19 protein-coding genes and 2 tRNA genes are annotated in these 19015 nt (G+C 53.3%); 11 read left to right on the forward strand and 10 right to left on the reverse strand.

The features are described 5' to 3' along the window. The first annotated feature begins 122 nt into the window (after positions 1-122). From sufA to KGP26_RS13335, 7 genes are all read left to right on the forward strand, one after another. A complete protein-coding gene (sufA, locus tag KGP26_RS13305; RefSeq protein ID WP_021178114.1) occupies positions 123-494 on the forward strand; it encodes a Fe-S cluster assembly scaffold SufA in 372 nt (123 codons plus the stop codon). 14 nt (positions 495-508) lie between these two features. Continuing rightward, complete coding sequence (gene sufB / locus KGP26_RS13310) at positions 509-2008, forward strand: Fe-S cluster assembly protein SufB (protein WP_037374809.1); 1500 nt, start codon at positions 509-511, stop codon at positions 2006-2008. A gap of 43 nt (positions 2009-2051) precedes the next feature. Then, positions 2052-2798 (forward strand): Fe-S cluster assembly ATPase SufC, encoded by a 747-nt coding sequence (gene sufC, locus KGP26_RS13315; RefSeq protein ID WP_021804565.1) that lies wholly within the window; start codon positions 2052-2054, stop codon positions 2796-2798. Then, positions 2773-4059, forward strand: a complete 1287-nt coding sequence (gene sufD, locus KGP26_RS13320) for a Fe-S cluster assembly protein SufD (protein WP_021804564.1) — start codon at positions 2773-2775, stop codon at positions 4057-4059. Before sufC ends, sufD begins: the two co-directional genes overlap by 26 nt. Further along, positions 4056-5276, forward strand: a complete 1221-nt coding sequence (sufS, locus tag KGP26_RS13325; RefSeq protein ID WP_223665562.1) for a cysteine desulfurase SufS — start codon at positions 4056-4058, stop codon at positions 5274-5276. Before sufD ends, sufS begins: the two co-directional genes overlap by 4 nt. Before the next feature lie 17 nt (positions 5277-5293). After that, positions 5294-5710 carry a cysteine desulfuration protein SufE gene (sufE, locus tag KGP26_RS13330; RefSeq protein ID WP_021804562.1) on the forward strand — a complete coding sequence of 139 codons (417 nt, stop codon included), beginning with the start codon at positions 5294-5296 and terminating at the stop codon, positions 5708-5710. Between the two features lie 281 nt (positions 5711-5991). Next, a complete protein-coding gene (locus tag KGP26_RS13335) occupies positions 5992-7011 on the forward strand; it encodes a L,D-transpeptidase family protein (RefSeq protein WP_021804561.1) in 1020 nt (339 codons plus the stop codon). A gap of 148 nt (positions 7012-7159) precedes the next feature. Here KGP26_RS13335 and KGP26_RS13340 read toward each other — a convergent pair whose 3' ends face one another. From KGP26_RS13340 to KGP26_RS13365, 6 genes are all read right to left on the reverse strand, one after another. After that, the gene (locus KGP26_RS13340) at positions 7160-7396 is read right to left on the reverse strand and encodes a major outer membrane lipoprotein (RefSeq protein WP_005165631.1); all 237 of its coding nucleotides are present in this window, start codon (positions 7394-7396) and stop codon (positions 7160-7162) included. A gap of 307 nt (positions 7397-7703) precedes the next feature. Further along, a complete protein-coding gene (gene pykF, locus KGP26_RS13345; RefSeq protein WP_021178107.1) occupies positions 7704-9116 on the reverse strand; it encodes a pyruvate kinase PykF in 1413 nt (470 codons plus the stop codon). 429 nt (positions 9117-9545) lie between these two features. Next, complete coding sequence (locus KGP26_RS13350; protein WP_223665563.1) at positions 9546-9851, reverse strand: cupin; 306 nt, start codon at positions 9849-9851, stop codon at positions 9546-9548. 122 nt (positions 9852-9973) lie between these two features. After that, a tRNA-Val gene (locus KGP26_RS13355) sits at positions 9974-10050 on the reverse strand. Positions 10051-10071: 21 nt separating this feature from the next. Continuing rightward, positions 10072-10148 (reverse strand) — tRNA-Val (locus KGP26_RS13360). A gap of 192 nt (positions 10149-10340) precedes the next feature. Then, a complete protein-coding gene (locus KGP26_RS13365; RefSeq protein ID WP_094981790.1) occupies positions 10341-11717 on the reverse strand; it encodes an MATE family efflux transporter in 1377 nt (458 codons plus the stop codon). A 333-nt stretch (positions 11718-12050) separates the two neighbouring features. Here KGP26_RS13365 and KGP26_RS13370 point away from each other — a divergent pair, with 333 nt between their 5' ends. Together KGP26_RS13370 and KGP26_RS13375 are read left to right on the forward strand one after the other, a co-directional pair. Further along, positions 12051-12701, forward strand: a complete 651-nt coding sequence (locus KGP26_RS13370; protein ID WP_037374801.1) for a riboflavin synthase — start codon at positions 12051-12053, stop codon at positions 12699-12701. Positions 12702-12737: 36 nt separating this feature from the next. Next, the gene (locus KGP26_RS13375) at positions 12738-13031 is read left to right on the forward strand and encodes an I78 family peptidase inhibitor (protein ID WP_037374799.1); all 294 of its coding nucleotides are present in this window, start codon (positions 12738-12740) and stop codon (positions 13029-13031) included. Between the two features lie 40 nt (positions 13032-13071). On the opposite strand, the gene cfa is transcribed toward KGP26_RS13375, so the two are convergent. Further along, entirely contained in the window at positions 13072-14223 is a 1152-nt protein-coding gene (cfa, locus tag KGP26_RS13380) for a cyclopropane fatty acyl phospholipid synthase (protein WP_223665564.1), read from the reverse strand. Between the two features lie 340 nt (positions 14224-14563). Next, the gene (gene punC, locus KGP26_RS13385; protein WP_223665565.1) at positions 14564-15769 is read right to left on the reverse strand and encodes a purine nucleoside transporter PunC; all 1206 of its coding nucleotides are present in this window, start codon (positions 15767-15769) and stop codon (positions 14564-14566) included. A gap of 125 nt (positions 15770-15894) precedes the next feature. On the opposite strand from punC, the gene punR reads away from it, so the two are divergent. Then, positions 15895-16815 (forward strand): DNA-binding transcriptional activator PunR, encoded by a 921-nt coding sequence (gene punR, locus KGP26_RS13390; RefSeq protein WP_021804553.1) that lies wholly within the window; start codon positions 15895-15897, stop codon positions 16813-16815. A gap of 32 nt (positions 16816-16847) precedes the next feature. Here the strand turns inward: punR and purR are convergent, their stop codons facing one another. After that, complete coding sequence (purR, locus tag KGP26_RS13395) at positions 16848-17873, reverse strand: HTH-type transcriptional repressor PurR (protein ID WP_021804552.1); 1026 nt, start codon at positions 17871-17873, stop codon at positions 16848-16850. Between the two features lie 324 nt (positions 17874-18197). Here purR and KGP26_RS13400 point away from each other — a divergent pair, with 324 nt between their 5' ends. Next, positions 18198-18287, forward strand: a complete 90-nt coding sequence (locus KGP26_RS13400) for a YnhF family membrane protein (protein WP_158006235.1) — start codon at positions 18198-18200, stop codon at positions 18285-18287. A 64-nt stretch (positions 18288-18351) separates the two neighbouring features. Here KGP26_RS13400 and sodB read toward each other — a convergent pair whose 3' ends face one another. Further along, the gene (gene sodB / locus KGP26_RS13405) at positions 18352-18930 is read right to left on the reverse strand and encodes a superoxide dismutase [Fe] (protein ID WP_021178097.1); all 579 of its coding nucleotides are present in this window, start codon (positions 18928-18930) and stop codon (positions 18352-18354) included. Between the last annotated feature and the right edge of the window lie 85 nt (positions 18931-19015).

The raw sequence follows: 19015 nt of genomic DNA on the forward strand, positions 1-19015 counted from the left end.
GCGTAAATCCGGGCGTTTGGTAAATACCCCCGCAAAACAAAAGGTTGAAGTGATAATCATTATCACTAACATGGGCGGTAAGCCAGATCGGCTGTAGTAAACACGAATGTGAGGTAGGCCATATGCATACGGAAGATGTTGGTACTTTTTCTTTGGCAGACAACGTCTGGCAAGGCATTTCGCTGAGCGACAGCGCGGTGAAGCAGATAATCAGACTCATGCAGCAGGATGCTCAGGTGAAAGGGCTGCAACTCGGCGTCAAACAATCCGGCTGTGCGGGCTTTGCCTACGTACTGGATTTGACCCGCGAACCGGCCAGCGACGATCTGTTGTTCGAACGTGACGGGGCCAAGCTGTTCGTGCCGCTCAAAGCGATGCCGTTTATCGATGGCACCACGGTAGATTTTGTTCGGGAAGGGCTGAATCAGATGTTCAAATTTAATAACCCTAAAGCTCAGAACGCCTGCGGGTGCGGTGAGAGCTTTGGCGTTTAAGCGATGCAATCAACATGACACGAAGCAACGTAGAAACAGCGAAAGATGTACCGGCTTGGGTCAGCGAAGGTCGCTATAAGGAAGGATTCTTTACCCAACTGGCCACCGATGAGTTGGCCAAAGGTATCAACGAAGAGGTGGTACGCGCCATCTCTGCCAAGCGTAACGAACCCGAGTGGATGCTGGAATTCCGCCTGGAGGCTTACCGTGCCTGGCTGCAAATGGAAGAGCCACACTGGCTGAAAGCCAACTATGACAAGCTTAACTATCAGGATTACAGCTACTATTCAGCGCCGTCCTGCGGTAGCTGTGATGACTCCTGCGGTTCTCAGCCTGGGGCGGAGCAGCAGCCTGGTGCCAGTTCGGAGAACGGCTACCTGACCAGCGAGGTTGAACTGGCGTTTAATCAGTTGGGTGTACCTGTGCGTGAAGGTAGTGAAGTGGCGGTAGATGCCATTTTCGACTCGGTTTCTGTCGCGACCACCTACCGTGAAAAGCTGGCAGAGAGTGGGGTGATCTTCTGCTCGTTCGGTGAGGCCATTCACGACCATCCAGACTTGGTACGTAAATATCTGGGCCGAGTGGTGCCACATAACGACAACTTTTTTGCCGCACTTAACGCAGCAGTGGCTTCTGACGGCACCTTCGTCTACGTGCCGAAGGGCGTACGCTGCCCAATGGAGCTTTCCACCTATTTCCGTATTAACGCCGCGAAAACCGGCCAGTTTGAACGCACCATCCTGATTGCCGATGAAGGCAGCTATGTCAGCTACATCGAAGGCTGCTCCGCGCCGGTACGCGACAGCTATCAGCTGCACGCGGCGGTGGTTGAAGTGATCCTGCATAAAGACGCCGAAGTGAAGTATTCCACGGTGCAAAACTGGTTCTCCGGCGGCGGCGAAAGCAAGGGCGGTATTCTCAACTTCGTCACCAAGCGGGCGCTGTGTGAAGGCTCAGGGTCCAAAATGTCCTGGACACAGTCTGAAACCGGCTCGGCAATCACCTGGAAATACCCAAGCGTGATCTTGCAGGGCGACAACTCGATCGGTGAGTTTTTCTCGGTGGCGCTGACCAGCGGCTACCAACAGGCGGATACCGGCACCAAGATGATCCACATTGGTAAAAACACCAAGTCGACCATTATTGCCAAAGGGATCTCCGCCGGACACAGCCAAAATACCTATCGTGGGCTGGTGAAAATCCTGCCTGGGGCGGAAAACGCCCGTAACTTTACCCAGTGCGATTCAATGCTGATCGGGCCCAACAGCGGGGCACATACCTTCCCCTATGTGGAAACTCGCAACAACAGCGCCCAGCTTGAGCATGAGGCTACCACCTCGAAAATCGGTGACGACCAACTGTTCTACTGCCTGCAACGGGGCATCAGCGAAGATAATGCCATCTCGATGATCGTCAATGGTTTCTGCAAGGACGTGTTCTCCGAGCTGCCGCTGGAGTTTGCCGTAGAGGCACAGAAGTTACTGGCTATCAGCCTGGAACACAGCGTCGGTTAAGCACCCGTATTTATAGCGCAGCAGCGCGATCAGAGGACACAGCATGTTAAGTATCAAGAATTTGCACGTCAGCGCCGAAGGTAATGAGATCCTCAAGGGGCTGAGCCTGGACATCAAACCGGGCGAAGTGCACGCCATTATGGGACCCAACGGTTCTGGCAAAAGCACGCTTTCCGCCACGTTGGCTGGCCGAGAAGAGTATGAGGTCACCGCAGGGGAAGTGACGTTTAAAGGCAAAGATCTGCTGGAGCTGGCTCCTGAGGATCGGGCCGGTGAGGGCGTATTCCTGGCGTTCCAGTATCCGGTAGAGATCCCTGGCGTCAGCAACCATTTCTTCCTGCAGACCTCGGTGAATGCGGTGCGTAATTACCGTGGCCAAGAGGCGCTGGATCGCTTCGATTTCGCCGACTTTATCGAACAGAAGATCGAGTTGCTGAATATGCCAGCGGATTTGTTGACCCGTTCGGTCAACGTCGGTTTTTCCGGCGGTGAGAAGAAGCGCAACGACATCCTGCAAATGGCGGCGCTGGAGCCGGAGCTGTGCATTCTGGATGAAACGGATTCCGGGTTGGATATCGATGCCCTGAAGATCGTCGCCAACGGCGTCAATTCGCTGCGTGACGGCAAGCGCGCCTTTATTATTGTCACCCACTATCAGCGCATTCTTGATTACATCAAGCCGGATTACGTTCACGTGCTTTCCCAGGGGCGCATCGTGAAGTCCGGTGACTTCTCATTGGTGAAACAGTTGGAGGAGCAGGGCTATGGCTGGCTTTCCGACCAACAGTAATTCACGGGCACTACAGCAGATGTACAGCCTGTTCGAAGCCCGCGGCGGCGAGCAGTCTGCGCATGCGTTAGCCCATTGGCAGCAGGTTTTGCGCCAAGGCTGGCCGACTCGCAAGCAGGAAAACTGGAAATATACCCCGCTGGAAGGCTTGTTGGAGCAGCAGTTTCTGGAGCCTGTGGACAACGTGTTCAGCGCGGAGCAGCGAGACAAACTGGCGTTGAAGATCGATGCGTATCGCCTGGTGTTTGTCGATGGGCGCTTATGTCCGCAATTGAGCGATGAGGATCTTGGTGACTACCAGTTGAACAGGGTGACCTATGATGCGCCAATAACGCTGCCAGAACCGATCCAGCCAGAAATTTTTCTGCATTTGACCGAAAGCCTGGCGCAGGAAACCAGTGTGATTAGCCTGGCGGCAGGCAAAGCTCCGGCTAAACCGCTCTATCTGTTGCATCTCAGCACTGGTCGCGAGCAGCCCGGAGAAGTGAATACGCTGCATCACCGGCACCACCTGGAGATTGCAAGTGGTGCACGAGCTTCGGTCATCGAACACTATGCCAGCGTCAGCGCTGCGGCCCACTTCACCGGTGCGCGCCTGACCGTGACGGTGGGTGATAATGCCGAGCTGCATCATTGCAAACTGGCGTTTGAGAGCCAGGCCAGTTATCACTTTGCCCATAACGACCTGCTGGTTGGCCGCGATGCGCGGGTTAAAAGCGACAGCTTCCTGTTGGGAGCGGGGCTGACACGCCACCACACCAGTGCACAGTTAAACGGTGAGGGGAGCAATCTGGTCATCAACAGCCTGGTGCTGCCGGTAGGTAAAGAGGTGTGCGACACCCGTACCTATCTGGAACACAACAAAGGCTACTGTGAAAGCCGCCAACTGCACAAAACGGTGGTCAGCGATCGGGCCAAGGCGGTATTTAACGGCATGATCAAGGTCGCGCAGCACGCGATCAAAACCGACGGCCAGATGAACAACCACAATCTGTTGTTGGGCAAGGTGGCGGAGGTAGATACCAAACCGCAGTTGGAAATCTACGCCGATGATGTCAAATGCAGCCACGGTGCCACCGTGGGCCGGATCGATGAAGAGCAGCTGTTCTATCTGCAATCGCGCGGTATTGATAAGCACGCGGCGCAGCAGATGATCATCTTTGCCTTTGCCGCTGAACTGACGGAGGGCATTGCCGACCCGGTCATTCGGGAGTTGGTGCTGGCGCGTATCGCCGATCGTTTACCCCAGGAGGCGGCATGAGTTATCCCCTGGAACGGGTACGTAGTGATTTTCCCCTGCTGGCTCGGGAGGTCAATGGGCAACCGTTGGCTTATCTGGACAGTGCTGCCAGCGCGCAGAAACCGCAGAGCGTGATTGACCGCGAACTGGATTTCTACCGTCACGGTTATGCCGCGGTTCACCGCGGCATTCATACGTTGAGCGCCGAAGCTACCCAGCAGATGGAGGGCGTGCGTGAGCAAGTGGCGCGCTTTATCAATGCGGGCTCGGCGGAAGAAATCGTGTTCGTCAAAGGCACCACTGAAGGCATCAATCTGGTGGCTAACAGCTTTGGCCACCATCTGCTGACGGCGGGCGACAGCATCATCATCACCGAGATGGAGCACCACGCCAACATTGTGCCGTGGCAAATGCTGGCGCAGGAGCGTGGCATTACGTTGCGTATCTGGCCATTGCAGCCAGACGGCACCCTGGATCTGGCGCAATTGCCGGGTCTGATCGATGCCTCCACCAAGCTGTTGGCGATTACCCAGGTATCGAACGTGTTGGGAACCGTCAACCCACTGCATGAGATCGTTCCCGTGGCCAAAGCTGCTGGGCTGAAGGTGCTGGTGGACGGGGCTCAGGCGGTGATGCATCAGCGTATCGATGTCCAGGCGCTTGACTGCGATTTCTATGTGTTCTCTGGCCACAAGCTCTACGGGCCTAGCGGTATCGGCATTCTGTATGGCAAGCAGTCGTTGCTGGAACAGATGCCACCATGGGAAGGCGGCGGCGCGATGATCCAACGTGTCAGCCTGACGCAAGGCACTACCTTTGCAGCGCCGCCATGGCGGTTTGAGGCCGGTTCACCTAATACGGCGGGTATGATGGGGCTGGGGGCTGCCATCGACTATGTCGAGGCTCTGGGGCTGGAAAATATCCACGATCACGAGCAATCTCTAATGCGCTACGCATTGGATGGACTGCAGCAGGTGCCAACGCTGAAGATTTATGGCCCTGCGCAGCGTGCCGGCGTGATTGCCTTTAACCTGGGTGAACATCATGCCTACGACGTGGGCAGTTTCCTGGATCAATACGGCATTGCGATCCGCACTGGGCACCACTGCGCCATGCCGCTGATGGAGTTCTACCAGGTACCAAGTATGTGCCGTGCCTCGCTGGCGTTGTACAATACCCGCGAGGAAGTGGATCGGCTGGTCGCCGGTTTGCAGCGCATCCACAGCTTGTTAGGCTAATCATTAAAGGGAACCCCATGGCGCATTTGCCAGACAAAGATAAATTGGTGCGTAATTTTTCCCGCTGCCTGAACTGGGAGGAGAAGTACCTGTATGTGATCGAACTGGGTAGCCAGTTGCCACCGCTGGATGAAAGCGAGCGGCAGGCGGCCAACCTGATTTCCGGCTGTCAAAGCCAGGTCTGGATCGTGATGAGCAACAACGCGCAAGGGCAGGTTGAGTTTCATGGCGATAGCGATGCTGCTATCGTCAAGGGGCTGCTGGCGGTGGTGTTTATTGTTTATCATGAGCTTACGCCGCAGCAAATCCTCGATCTGGATATACGCCCATTCTTCAGCGAACTGGCCTTGAGCCAGCATCTGACGCCTTCTCGTTCTCAAGGTTTGGAGGCGATGATCCGCGCTATTCGCGGTAAAGCGGCACAGCTCGCCTAACCGGATATCCCAAGGCTTATTGATGGCACGCTATGTCAATGAGCCTTTACAAATCCAGCCAAACCCCGCCTTTTTTCTACAAATCATAAGTATTTCAGCCGCTTACCCGTTGACGAGTCATTGACAATTCCTGCGTTTGATTACGTTATAACATGTTGATTTTTTGCAATTTATTGCCTTTAAATCGGATCTTGCTAATATCGAACGAGCATTTATCTTATTTACCTGCTGGCCAGCGATCGCTAGCCTTGCAATGAACCGTAATAACAATAGGGATCAGAATGAAACGTGCGTTGACTCTAATGGGCGTGCTATTCGCCACTGTACTGACCGGCACCCAGGCCGCCAGTGCGAACGAATACCCATTGCCGCCGCCAGGCAGCCGTCTGATTGGTGAGAATACGATTTACAACGTGCCAAACGATGGCCGTTCGCTGGAAGCCATTGCGGCTGACTACAAGATTGGGCTATTGGGCATGCTGGAAGCCAACCCGGGTACCGATCCCTATCTGCCTAAACCGGGATCGGCGCTGACGATCCCGACACAGATGCTGCTGCCGGATACCCCACGTGAAGGCATTGTGGTCAATCTGGCGGAACTGCGCTTGTACTATTACCCGAAAGGGGAAGATAAGGTGATCGTCTACCCGATCGGTATTGGCCAGACCGGTATGAATACGCCGCTGAAGGTGACCTCGGTCAGCCAGAAGATCCCGAATCCAACCTGGACGCCCACTGCCAACATCCGCAAGCGCTACCAGTCACAGGGCGTGACTTTGCCTGCGGTAATACCAGCCGGGCCAGAGAATCCGATGGGGTTGTTTGCCATGCGTCTGGCCATGGGGCACGGTGAATACCTGATCCACGGCACCAATGCCAACTTTGGTATCGGGATGCGTGTGAGCTCAGGCTGTATCCGCCTGCGCCCGGACGATATCGAAGCGCTGTTCAACCAGGTGCCACAGGGCACCAGAGTGCAAATCGTCAATGAACCGCTGAAAGTCTCCGTTGAGCCAGACGGCAAACGCTATGTAGAAGTGCATCAGCCATTGTCCAGAGTGGCCAGTGACGATCCGCAGACCATGCCAATCGCGCTTTCTAAAAATCAGAAAGCCTTTGCTGCCGATCCACAGACCGATAAGGCAATGCTCGACAGCGCCATCGTACGGCGTTCTGGCATGCCAGTGCTAGTCAGTGTAGGGCAAGACCCTTCCGAGGTCACTACACCGCCTACAGCACTTCCTGGTGAGGGTGCTGATACCTCTGGCGAGTCTGGTGCACCGATTAGCTCAGTGAACTAAACCTTGATGGTACGAAAGTATTAGGGTCCGGCATTGAGCCTGGCCCTTTTTTTGTGCCTAAGGTATTGGATGGGGTGATGTGCAGGGGAATTTATAGGCAAAAAAAAACGGTGCACAATGTGCACCGTTTTCAATAACCGAAGCAAACTTACTTTTTGTAAGCGTGTGCTTGGTTGTCCAGACGCTGGTTAGCGCGCGCTGCGTCGTCTTTAGCTGCTTGAACGTCAGAACGGATTGCGTTCACGTCGTTGCTCAGCTGATCAACTTTAGCGTTCAGAGTCTGAACGTCAGAAGACAGTTGATCGATTTTAGCGTTGCTTGAGCAACCAGCCAGCATAGTAGAAGCCAGGATTACCGCGCCCAGTACCAGTTTAGTACGATTCATTATAACACCCTCTAGATTGAGTTAATCTCCATGTAGCGTTACAAGTATTACACAAACTTTTTTCGAAAGAGAATAAATTTTTTGTATTAGGGCCCTTTATTTTGATCGTTCGCTCAAACTTGCATCTTCTTTTGCAAAATAGTTAAAAAATCGAAGGAAAACAGCCTGATTCTATGGGACAACTCTCAAATGAAATTGGCGAAATAAACTGCTTTAATGGTTGCGTTTTTCTGAAAGTGCGTTATTGCCGATAAAAAAAACGCCGCTAAGCGGCGTTTGGGTCACAGACTGGTTGTCACGTTTATTATTACAGCACGTGAACCGAGGCAGTATTGGTTGTGCCGCTTGGTACCAGAGCACCAGAAACCATCACCACGACGTCGCCTTTCTGTGCCAGGCCGCTGGCCAAAGCAACTTCTTTACCAATGCGGTAGAAGTCGTCGGTAGAAGCGATTTCTTTGACCATCTGAGTGGTGATACCTTTGCTCAGGATCAGCTGACGGGCAGTGACTTCGTTGGTCGTCAGCGCCAGGATCACGGCGTTAGGGAAGTACTTACGCACGGATTTGGCTGATTTGCCGCCGCTGGTGGCAACCACGATCAGTGGCGCGTCCAGTTTTTCGGCAGTTTCTACCGCACCGCGGCACACCGCTTCGGTGATACGCAGTTTACGGTTGTCGTTCAGGGTGTCGATACGGCTAGGCATCACGCGATCGGTACGTTCGCAGATGGTTGCCATGATGGTAACGGCTTCCAGCGGGTATTTACCCTTGGCGCTTTCACCAGACAGCATCACCGCATCGGTACCGTCCAGGATAGCGTTGGCAACGTCACCGGCTTCTGCACGGGTAGGGCGCGGGTTCTTGATCATTGAATCAAGCATCTGGGTCGCGGTGATAACCACTTTGCGTGCACGGTTACACTTCTCGATCATCATCTTCTGCGCGAAGATCACTTCTTCAACCGGGATTTCAACACCCAGATCGCCACGAGCTACCATGATGCCGTCAGACGCTTCGAGGATCTCGTCGAAGTTGTTCAGGCCTTCCTGGTTTTCGATCTTGGAGATGATCTGAATGTTTTCGCCGCCGTGAGCTTTCAGGTGCTCACGGATTTCCAGCACGTCGGAACGCTTACGGATAAAGGAAGCCGCAACGAAGTCTACGCCTTGCTCACAACCGAAGATCAGGTCACGTTTGTCTTTTTCGGCCAGCGCTGGCAGCTGAATGGATACGCCCGGCAGGTTAACGCCTTTGTTTTCGCCCAGATCGCCGCTGTTCAGTACCTTACAAACCACTTCGCTTTCGGTAACCGCAGTCACTTCCATACCGATCAGGCCATCATCCACCAGTACGGTGTTGCCAATTTTCAGGTCGGCAGCAAAGCCAGGGTAGGTCACCGCAACGCGTTCGTTGTTGCCGATAACGCTCTGGTCGGTGGTGAAGGTGAAGGTCTGGCCAGCAACCAGGGCTGCATCAACGCCGCCTTCCAGCTTCATGGTACGGATTTCCGGGCCTTTGGTATCGAGCAGGATACCGGCGTTTTTACCGGTTTTGGCAATCACCGCACGCATGTTCTTGATGCGGTTACCGTGTTCTTCATAATCGCCGTGGGAGAAGTTAAGGCGCATTACGTTCATGCCCGCGTTCAGCAGGCTGGTCAGCATTTCTTCCGACTCGGTTTTCGGGCCGATAGTACAAACAATTTTGGTCTTTTTCATGACGATTTTTTCTGCAAGTTGTGATGGATTATAAAACTAACGGTACCGGTGGCTAGGCCATCGGTAAGGGATTTGGGCTGTGCCTGGCAATGCAAAACATAGTTAAGGATAGGTGACCTTGGTCGAAATGGGGTGGAAAAATTCGGCCGATGCCCAGGTGCGGGTAGGCTGCGCAAAAAGCGAGGATGAGAATTTTTTGTAATTGCGTTTTCGCAGATCAAGGGCTGAAACCATTCAACTGAAAGACGTTGCGCATTATAAGGCTATGCGGCTGGAAACAAAACAAAAAACCGCAGTCGTTGGCAGTTTTGTACATAAAGTCAGCAAATGTGGCGCAAATAAGCCGCCTGCTAACGGGTTTGTTGCGCAATTAGCATTACTGTAACGGATTATGTTTTCGAAAAAAATAAAGTGACGGCGATCGCGTTTTCAAACATTTTTCTGGATTTCCAGCAGGACTCCGTCATCCAGACAGAAACAGCCAAAAACGGTAGTGGCAGGGATCGCCAACGTTTCCTGGGCCATCAGAGTATGCACGTCACTGCCGACGGTGAATTCGAAGATCCCAGAAATGACGCGGATGTGTTGGGGGTAGGGGCGTTTTTGCAGTTGGTCAAAGGTGCCTGCGGCAAACTTGACTTCCCAGGCGGTGCTCCCATCGCTCATTAGCCCTTGGCGGCGGGCGAGGCCATTGTCGAGTTGTTCGAACGGCAGCTGTGATTTAAAAACCGACATCAAAATTACCTCCATCAGGATACTGTGCTGATGATACGCGACGGGCTGACGCTCTGTCCGGTATTACTGTTAAATTGGGTTACCGTTAGGCGAGAGATAATACTGGGAAGCGAAACAAGAAGTGGTGCGTCCGAATGGACTCGAACCATCGACCCCCACCATGTCAAGGTGGTGCTCTAACCAACTGAGCTACGGACGCACTGTGCTACTTTCAGGAATTTGGTGCGTCTGAATGGACTCGAACCATCGACCCCCACCATGTCAAGGTGGTGCTCTAACCAACTGAGCTACAGACGCATCTTTTTCCTCTCTGTCATGGCTGACAGCGGGGACGAATATTAACGAGCAACCTGGCCGCTGGCAAGGGGAAAAACGCAATTTTATTTGGTATTTCACGCGATTGCTGAGCTTATGTGCAGTAAGGCGGTTTTTTCTGCAATGGCTGGCGAGGAACTCGCCGGTTTGCCTGTGACAAACCGGCGAACGCTATTAACGTGTGGAACGCTGCAAAATCAACGCCGGGGGTTGGCGTTGTAACCAGCGCATCCGAAATACCATCATGATGGCGGCGAAGGTCAGGCCGATAATAAAGCCGAACCAGAATCCGCTCGGCCCCATCGCCGGCACGATGTAGTCCGTCAGCGCCAGCAGATAGCCGCTGGGCAATCCGAGAACCCAATAGGCCACAAAGGTGATGTAGAAGATCGCCCGGGTATCTTTATAGCCTCGCAGAATACCGCTACCGATCACCTGGATAGAGTCGGATATCTGGTAAATCGCCGCCAGCAGCATCAGATGGGAGGCCATGGTCACGACCGCAGGATTATCGTTATACAGCAGGGCGATAGATTCGCGGAAGGCAGCGGTGAACAACGCCGAGCAACTGGCCATGGCGATGCCGACGGCAATCGCCGCATAGGCGGCAATCCGAGCGCCCTCTACCGAGCCTTCGCCCAGACGGTGCCCAACGCGAATGGTGGCCCCAACTCCGAGCGACAGCGGCAGTACAAACATCAGTGAGCTGAAGTTCAGGGCAATCTGGTGCCCGGCCACCGCGACGATGCCTAGCGGTGAAACCAATAATGCCACCACGGCAAACAGCGTCACCTCAAAGAACAAGGCCAGGGCAACCGGTAGACCAATGCCGATCAGGCGTTTTAACGCCTGCCAGTCCGGGCCACGGCGTGCGCCTTCCTCCAGCTTGATATCCCGCAGCGAGGATGCACGTTTGGTATACCAGCGCATCATCAGGAACATCATCCAATACACGCTGGCGGTGGCGACACCACAACCGACGCCGCCCATTTCCGGCATGCCAAACTTGCCGAAAATCAATATGTAGTTGATCGGGATGTTGATCAACAGACCCAAAAACCCTATTACCATGCCGGGCTTGGTTTTGGATAAGCCTTCACACTGTCCACGGACGACCTGGAAGAACAAATAGCCGGGAGCTCCCCACATAATGGCATGCAGGAAACCAACGGCCTTTTCAGCCAGCAGCGGATCGATGTTGTGCATCATGTCGATCACCAACTGGCTGTTATAAATCACGGAGATAATGAGGAGTGAAACCCCCGATGCCAGCCAAAAGCCCTGACGCACCTGATACGCGATACGATCGCGGCGGCCCGCGCCGTTGAGCTGGGCGATAACTGGGGTCAAGGCCAGCAGTAAACCGTGGCCGAACAGAATGGTCGGCAGCCAGATAGAGGTCCCGACGGCAACGGCGGCCATATCCGTGGCGCTATAAGAGCCAGCCATGATGGTATCGACCACGCCCATTGCGGTTTGGGATATTTGCGCGATGATGACCGGAATTGCGAGGGCCAATAAACTACGCGCCTCAATAAAGTACTTCTGCACGTATACACCTTTCTAATTATTTATGGGAAGGGGTGTCGCTGCATCAGCAACAACTAAAAACTGCGGAATATGCCGAAAAGATTGTACCTGCTAGTCGGGGTTAAGCAAAGGTTGTAAAGAAATAGTTATACGCGTCGTCTTTCAAGCTGTAGCTTGAAATCCAAGAGTCTCTATTCGTCGCCTTGAAACTACAGCGCAGTTAGCTGAGGACGCTAATCCCAGGATATAAACTAGGCAAGCACTGCTTTTTTGCCGCTGTGCGTTTGGTTTTCTGCCATAACTGGGGCAAACTGCTTACAGCGCGTTGAACATAGTCATAAAGAAGAGGCCAACATGTTTACCGGTATCGTACAAGGCACCGCCCCGCTGGTTGCCATTGATGAAAAACCCAACTTCCGTACCCACGTTGTTGAAATGCCTGATGAGCTGTTACCAGGGCTGGAGTTGGGGGCCTCGGTAGCCCACAACGGCTGCTGTCTGACCGTCACGGAGATTGCAGGCAATCGCGTCAGCTTTGATTTGATCAAAGAGACTCTGCGGTTGACCAATCTTGGCGATCTTAAACTGGGTGATGTGGTCAATCTGGAAAGAGCCGCCAAGTTTAACGATGAAATCGGTGGGCACCTGATGTCCGGGCATATTATCTGTACCGCGGAAGTCACCAAGATTTATACCTCGGAAAATAATCGTCAGATCTGGCTGCGCATGCCGAATATCGATTTGATGAAATATGTGCTACATAAAGGGTTCATCGGCATCGATGGCATCAGCCTGACCATAGGCGAGGTGGTCAATAACCGTTTCTGTGTGCATTTGATCCCGGAAACCCTTGAGCGCACCACGCTGGGTAAAAAGCGCTTGGGCGATAAGGTCAATATCGAAATCGATCCGCAAACTCAAGCGGTGGTGGATACCGTCGAGCGTGTGCTAGCTAATCGTGAGGCTGCGTTAGCTGTCACCAAGCCGTCTGTACCCAAAGTCTGATAACCCTGCACCAATAACCACACATAGGAGCCAAACGTGAAGTTTTACGGGAAAACGATGATGCTAGCGGCGCTGTTGGCGCTGACCGCCTGTTCAAGCTCCCCGGAACAGGCGAACTCACAGTCTGCCGAGGCCGAAGATGATACCTGTGGTGCATCGCAGTATCAGAATTATGTGGGTAAACCGCTGTCTGCGTTGGACGGGGTCAATATTCCCCAGCAGGTACGGACTATTCCTTATAACTCTATGGTAACCATGGACTTCAATCTAAAACGCTTGAACTTCCTGGGTGACAGTGAAGACAAAATCATTCGCGTTTATTGCGGTTAATAACCCTTTACCCCAACCCTGTGGGTTGGGGTAAAGGATTTTAGCGGGGAACTCGCAGGCCGCCTTCAACGCCTTTAGGGCTGAATACCACCTGCCAAAGTTGAATATCGCGAGCGCGAAACGCTCCTGCGCAGGCATTAAGGTAATAACTGAACATCCTTTCAAAACGTTCGGAATAGCGCGAAGCCAGCTGTGGCCAGCTCTGTTTGAAACGTTCATACCAGGCCATCAGGGTGCGATCGTAATCTGCGCCGATATTATGCCAATCTTCCATGACGAAGCGGCCTTCGCTGGCCTGGGCAATATGTTTCACCGACGGCAGGCAACCGTTGGGGAAGATATATTTATTGATCCACGGATCAACGTTCATATCGGTCTCGTTGGAACCAATGGTATGCAACAGGAAAATGCCATCGGGTTTTAAATTACGTTCCACCACCTCGAAATAGGTTCGGTAGTTTTTCGGCCCAACGTGTTCGAACATGCCGACCGAGACGATGCGGTCAAACTGCTGGTAGAGATCGCGGTAATCCTGCAGCAGAATTTCCACGTCCAGCCCGGCACAGCGCTCTTGCGCCATTTTCTGCTGTTCGGCGGAGATGGTGACGCCCACCATGGAAACGCCGTAGTGCTTGGCCGCATAAGCAGACAGACCGCCCCAGCCACAGCCGATATCCAATACCCGCATACCGGGCTGCAGGTGCAGTTTTTCGCAAATCAACCGTAACTTGGCCTCTTGTGCTTCTTCCAACGTCGTGGCCTGTTGCCAATAGCCGCAGGAATATTGCATATAGGGATCCAGCATCTGGGTAAACAAATCGTTACCCAGGTCGTAATGCTCTTTGCCAACAATCCAGGCACGTTTTTGGGATTGCAGGTTGGTCAGGCGGGCGGCGGCAATACGCAAGATATCCTTCAGGTGGTGGGGCAGTTTCTTTTCCAGGCCAGCTGCGATAACCCGCTGAAAAAATATGTCCAGCCGCTCGCACTCCCACCAACCGTCCATATAGCTTTCGCCCAGCCCCAGAGAGCCGTCTTGCAGTACGCGTTTAAAGAAATTGGGATTATTGATCTGAATATCGAAAGGGCGTGAACCATTGATTTCAATGCCGGCCATGCTAAGCATTTCATGAGCGATACGATACCAATGGTTGTCCTGGATGCTCAGATCTTCTATACACGATGAACTCATAGCTTCTCCATCACCTTCTTCTGACTTATGATCCTGCAGAATTTAGCGTAGACAATTTCTACAGGGACATACGTATACCTACGGTAAAAATTCACCGTGGTGTCTGAAATCCGACTTGAACAGAGGAAATTTAAGAGACTCCCTGCGTCAAAGGACGCGGGTAAATTCAACCTTAAATAAAGTGTGATGCCATCCACGTACGCAGCAGTTGCTGCAATAAGAACTTAGTATAACTGTTATTCTAAAAGGTCGTTTTTGAGTATAGGCTTGCCGAGGCGTAGACTCAACTGCAAATCGCGCTCGGCAAGAATTTTCATTAAGTGACTATTTACAGAGACAATTATGACACGGAGTCGGCACGCTTCTGCTGTGTCATCTGAGTTTCATCCGTTCCTTTCCCACGCTGGATCAGATAACCCAAGGCTGCCAAAAATACGGTAGCCACCATTACGGTAGCCGTGGCTAACAGCGGTTGGGCGATAAATGCCGAAACCAACAGGCTGGCGATAAAACATAATCCCAACTGCAGCGTGTTTTGCAGCGCAGCAGCTTTGCCACTGTTGTTGGGGAAGGGCATCAACGCATTGGCTACTAAAATAGGATAGCTGGCACCGTTTACTAACGCCATAAAGCAGAACGGGATCAGCAGAGTGGTCAACGTTGGCTCACTTAGCGTGGCGATCAGATACAACGCCACCATGCTGACACCGTAAGCTAACAGCAACCACGGCAGCAAGGTTTTGCCAGAGATGCGATTTAAGGCGCTACGGCAGCTATAACCCCCCAATAAGAAAGCCAGCGTTTGCGGCACATAGCTCAGACCAATATCGTTGGGGCTATACCCCATATCGCCGAGGATAAAGGGTGAACCCGTCAGCCAGGCGAAGAAGCCAGCAGAACAGGCAGCAAAAACCATCACGTTGCCGCTGAACACCGGGGATTTCAAGATCTGCATAAAACCAAGGCTGGGCTTTTTATCGGCGGAAGGGACCAGTCTGCTCCGGTCTTTCAGCAGCAAGGTGGGGATCAGCAGCAGGGCGGTGATCCCCAGCAGCACGGCGAAAATGGCCCGCCATCCCATATGGTTAAGCAACCAGGCACCCAGCAGTGGGGCCAGCGCCGGAGAGAGGGCGACCAGCGGCATAATGGAGGCGAAAACGCGGTTGGCTTTGCCATCGCGGTAGCGATCGACCACGATCGCCTGCCAGGTGACGGCGGCGGAACAGACGCCAATGGCTTGAATGAAGCGCAGTGACCACAGTTGTGCCACGTTCTCGACCCAAAGCATACCGAGACAGCCGATTGCGAACAGCGCCAGGCCAATCAATAACACGGGCTTACGGCCAATACGGTCGGACAGCGGCCCCCACAGCAACTGGGCAAAGGCAAAGCCTGCCAGGAAGATACTCAGGCTGGCGCTGATCGCCCCAGCGGAGATTTGCAGATCCTGCTGCATTGCGCCAAAGGCAGGCAGGTACATATCGGTAGCCAGATAGCCCAACATACTCAGGCCGGCCAGGTAGAACATAAATCCAAAATTTCGCATTGCTATTTCTCGTTAAAATTATGTTGTCGCAGGTTTTGAAGCGCCGGCAAGTGTATACGGCTGGATCTCTGCTTGTGAAACGGTAATATTTGCAAGGTGCTGTTAAAAAATTTGAAGGCAAACATATGTGGTCTGAATATTCACTCGATGTGGTAGATGCGGTAGCGCGGACCGGCAGTTTCAGCGCGGCGGCACAGGAGTTGCACCGCGTTCCTTCTGCTGTGAGCTATACGGTGCGTCAACTGGAGCAATGGCTGGCAGTGCCTTTGTTTGAACGCCGTCACCGCGATGTGGAACTCACGCCAGCGGGGGCGCTGTTTATTAAGGAGGCGCGAGTTGTTATCAAAAAAATGCTCGATACCCGACGGCAGTGTCAGCAGGTGGCCAACGGTTGGCGCGGGCAACTGCGGATTGCGGTCGATCTGATCGTCAAACCCCAGCGCAGCCGCCAGCTGGTGCTGGATTTTTATCGCCATTTCCCCGACGTGGAACTGATGGTACAGCCGGAAGTCTTCAACGGCGTGTGGGATGCGCTGGTCGATGGCCGCGCTGAGATGGCTATTGGTGCAACACGGGCGGTACCGGTAGGCGGCGGTTTTGCCTTTCGCGATATGGGCTTTATGAATTGGCTCTGCGTAGTCCATGCTAAACATCCGCTGGCCGCCTTGCAAGGAAAGCTGCGAGACGATCAGCTACGACCTTATCCCTCGTTGCTGTTGGAAGATACTTCGCGCAATTTACCCAAGCGTGTGACCTGGTCGTTGGACAACCAGCGGCGGTTGACCGTGCCGGACTGGGTTTCGGCGGTAGATTGTTTGCGTGCCGGGCTGTGTGTGGGCATGGTACCCGCGCATCGGGTATTGCCGTTGGTACAAAGTGGCGAACTGGTGGTATTACCACTGCATGAGCCTTTCCCGCCTAGCGCCTGCTGCTTGACCTGGCAGCAAAACGCCCAGTCTCCGGCCATGGCCTGGCTGTTGGACTATCTGGGCGACAGCGAAACGCTCAATCAGGAATGGCTCAGTGAAGAGGAGTCGGGTGCTTAATCGGGCGCAGTATTGCAGCGCCCCAACAGGAGTTAACGGCGGTAATCGACAAAAGGACCATCGGCAACTGAGCGGCGCTCGATGAGTTTTGGATGCACTTCAATCACCTGCGATTCTTCACGCTTGCTGATAATGCGATCCAACAGCATGGTAAAGGCCATCTCGCCCAGGCGCTCTTTCGGCTGGTGAATGGTGGTCAGCGCCGGGGTGAAGTAGCGGGCATTACGCACGTTGTCGTAGCCAATCACCGAGATATCCTGCGGTACACGCAACCCCAGCTCATCGGCGGCGCAGATCGCCCCCATGGCCATAATATCGCCGCCACAGAAAACGGCGGTTGGACGATGCTTTTGCGACAGGATCTGATGCATGGCTTTGTAGCCAGATTCAGGCTCGAAATCCCCCTGCACGATCCATTCTTCGCGCACTTCGATGTTGGCTTCCTTCATGGCTTTCAGAAAGCCCTGGTGGCGACCTCCACCGGTATTACGCGCCAGTTGACCAGGAATGGCACCGATGTCACGGTGGCCACGTTCGATCAGGTAGCGGCCTGCCAGGTAGCCGCCCTCGAAGGCATTGTCGATAATGGTATCGGTGAAGTCTCCGCGCGCGGTACCCCAATCCATCACCACCATGGGAATGTTACGGTAATCTTCCAGCATGCCCAGTAGCTGATCTGGATATTCTGAGCACATCACCAGCAAGCCATCGACGCGTTTTTGCGCCAGCATTGCCAAATAGGCTTGCTGTTTATCCAGATTATTGTGCGAGTTACACAAGATCAGGGTATAGCCTTTGCTGTAGCAGCTGTTTTCCACCGCTTCGATCACTTCGGCAAAATAGGGGGCCTCGCTCGAGGTGGCGAGCAAACCGATCGATTTGGTGTGGTTGACCTTGAGGCTGCGGGCCACGGCGCTAGGTGAATAGTGAAGCTCTTTGATGGCGGCCCAAACGGCCGTTTTGGTATCTTCGGCGACGAAACGCGTTTTATTGATAACGTGCGAAACGGTAGTGGTAGAAACGCCAGCGCGTTTGGCCACATCTTTAATCGTTGCCATGTAAAAAATGACTCCTAAACCCACATGTTACAGCATGTAAGTATGATGTTAATCGTTTGCCTGCGTAGATCCTTCCCCAGATAAGCGAAAACTGAGTTTTTAGTGCTGAAGTCGTAAATCGCTTGAACAGGGAGGGGCAGTTTATCGGTACGCAGTTGTGAACTGCGGATTTTGTCGCATATTGAAGAAAAGTGGAAGAGCTAATCGGTAATTATCAGCGGGGAAATCATAACAAGATTTTAATCACGAACTGTGGGAAAATGATTTGACGTATAAACTGTGTGGCTTATGCTCTGGAAAAGCCAATCTGAGAGGGAGTTGTATATGGATACCAATTTGAAGATGTCATTACTCACCACCGTGGGTGCTTTGGCAATGATTATTGCTTTCAGTTTTATTGCCGCATTGAACTGATCCGCAGCAGAAAAACAAAGGCGCAGCTTGATGCCGCGCCTTATTATTAGCTAGTTACCCGCCGTTAAGCCAGGTTTTCTGCCACGAACGCCCAGTTCACCAACGCCCAGAAGTTTTCCAGGTACTTTGGCCGCGCATTGCGGTAGTCGATATAGTAAGCATGCTCCCACACGTCAACGGTCAATAGCGGAACGTCTGCGCCGGTCAGCGGGGTTGCCGCATTTGAAGTGCTGACGATCGCCAGACTACCGTCCGCTTTTTTCACCAGCCAGGTCCAGCCCGCGCCGAAGTTTTTCACGGCGGCATCGGTGAACTGCTCTTTAAAGGCGGCGAAGGAGCCGAATGACTTATTGATGGCCTCTGCCACTGCGCCCGTTGGCTCGCCACCACCTTGCGGTGATAAGCAGTGCCAATAGAAGGTGTGGTTCCAGACCTGAGCGGCGTTGTTGAACACGCCGCCGGTGGAGGTCTTGACGATCTCGACCAGGGATTTGCCTTCGAACTCGCTACCTTTCACCAGATTGTTCAGGTTAACCACGTAGGTGTTATGGTGCTTGCCATAGTGGTATTCCAGCGTTTCTGCGGAAATGTGCGGTTCGAGAGCGTTTTTCTCGTATGGTAATGCAGGTAATTCAAACGACATTGCTTTCTCCTTTTATAGACAATACGCCTCTCCGACGCTGCAGGCCTAAGGGGCCGAGGGCGGAAAAACGCAATTGCACCACTTT

This window comes from Serratia sp. JSRIV002 (assembly GCF_019968725.1).
Lineage (GTDB): Bacteria > Pseudomonadota > Gammaproteobacteria > Enterobacterales > Enterobacteriaceae > Chania > Chania fonticola_B.

Bases quoted from the DNA above. Each gene is read 5' to 3' on its own strand.
- sufA (WP_021178114.1), top strand. From the start codon at position 123: ATGCATACGGAAGATGTTGGTACTTTTTCTTTGGCAGACAACGTCTGG.
- sufB (WP_037374809.1), top strand. From the start codon at position 509: ATGACACGAAGCAACGTAGAAACAGCGAAAGATGTACCGGCTTGGGTC.
- sufC (WP_021804565.1), top strand. From the start codon at position 2,052: ATGTTAAGTATCAAGAATTTGCACGTCAGCGCCGAAGGTAATGAGATC.
- sufD (WP_021804564.1), top strand. From the start codon at position 2,773: ATGGCTGGCTTTCCGACCAACAGTAATTCACGGGCACTACAGCAGATG.
- sufS (WP_223665562.1), top strand. From the start codon at position 4,056: ATGAGTTATCCCCTGGAACGGGTACGTAGTGATTTTCCCCTGCTGGCT.
- sufE (WP_021804562.1), top strand. From the start codon at position 5,294: ATGGCGCATTTGCCAGACAAAGATAAATTGGTGCGTAATTTTTCCCGC.
- KGP26_RS13335 (WP_021804561.1), top strand. From the start codon at position 5,992: ATGAAACGTGCGTTGACTCTAATGGGCGTGCTATTCGCCACTGTACTG.
- KGP26_RS13340 (WP_005165631.1), bottom strand. From the start codon at position 7,396: ATGAATCGTACTAAACTGGTACTGGGCGCGGTAATCCTGGCTTCTACT.
- pykF (WP_021178107.1), bottom strand. From the start codon at position 9,116: ATGAAAAAGACCAAAATTGTTTGTACTATCGGCCCGAAAACCGAGTCG.
- KGP26_RS13350 (WP_223665563.1), bottom strand. From the start codon at position 9,851: ATGTCGGTTTTTAAATCACAGCTGCCGTTCGAACAACTCGACAATGGC.
- KGP26_RS13370 (WP_037374801.1), top strand. From the start codon at position 12,051: ATGTTTACCGGTATCGTACAAGGCACCGCCCCGCTGGTTGCCATTGAT.
- cfa (WP_223665564.1), bottom strand. From the start codon at position 14,223: ATGAGTTCATCGTGTATAGAAGATCTGAGCATCCAGGACAACCATTGG.
- punC (WP_223665565.1), bottom strand. From the start codon at position 15,769: ATGCGAAATTTTGGATTTATGTTCTACCTGGCCGGCCTGAGTATGTTG.
- punR (WP_021804553.1), top strand. From the start codon at position 15,895: ATGTGGTCTGAATATTCACTCGATGTGGTAGATGCGGTAGCGCGGACC.
- purR (WP_021804552.1), bottom strand. From the start codon at position 17,873: ATGGCAACGATTAAAGATGTGGCCAAACGCGCTGGCGTTTCTACCACT.
- KGP26_RS13400 (WP_158006235.1), top strand. From the start codon at position 18,198: ATGGATACCAATTTGAAGATGTCATTACTCACCACCGTGGGTGCTTTG.
- sodB (WP_021178097.1), bottom strand. From the start codon at position 18,930: ATGTCGTTTGAATTACCTGCATTACCATACGAGAAAAACGCTCTCGAA.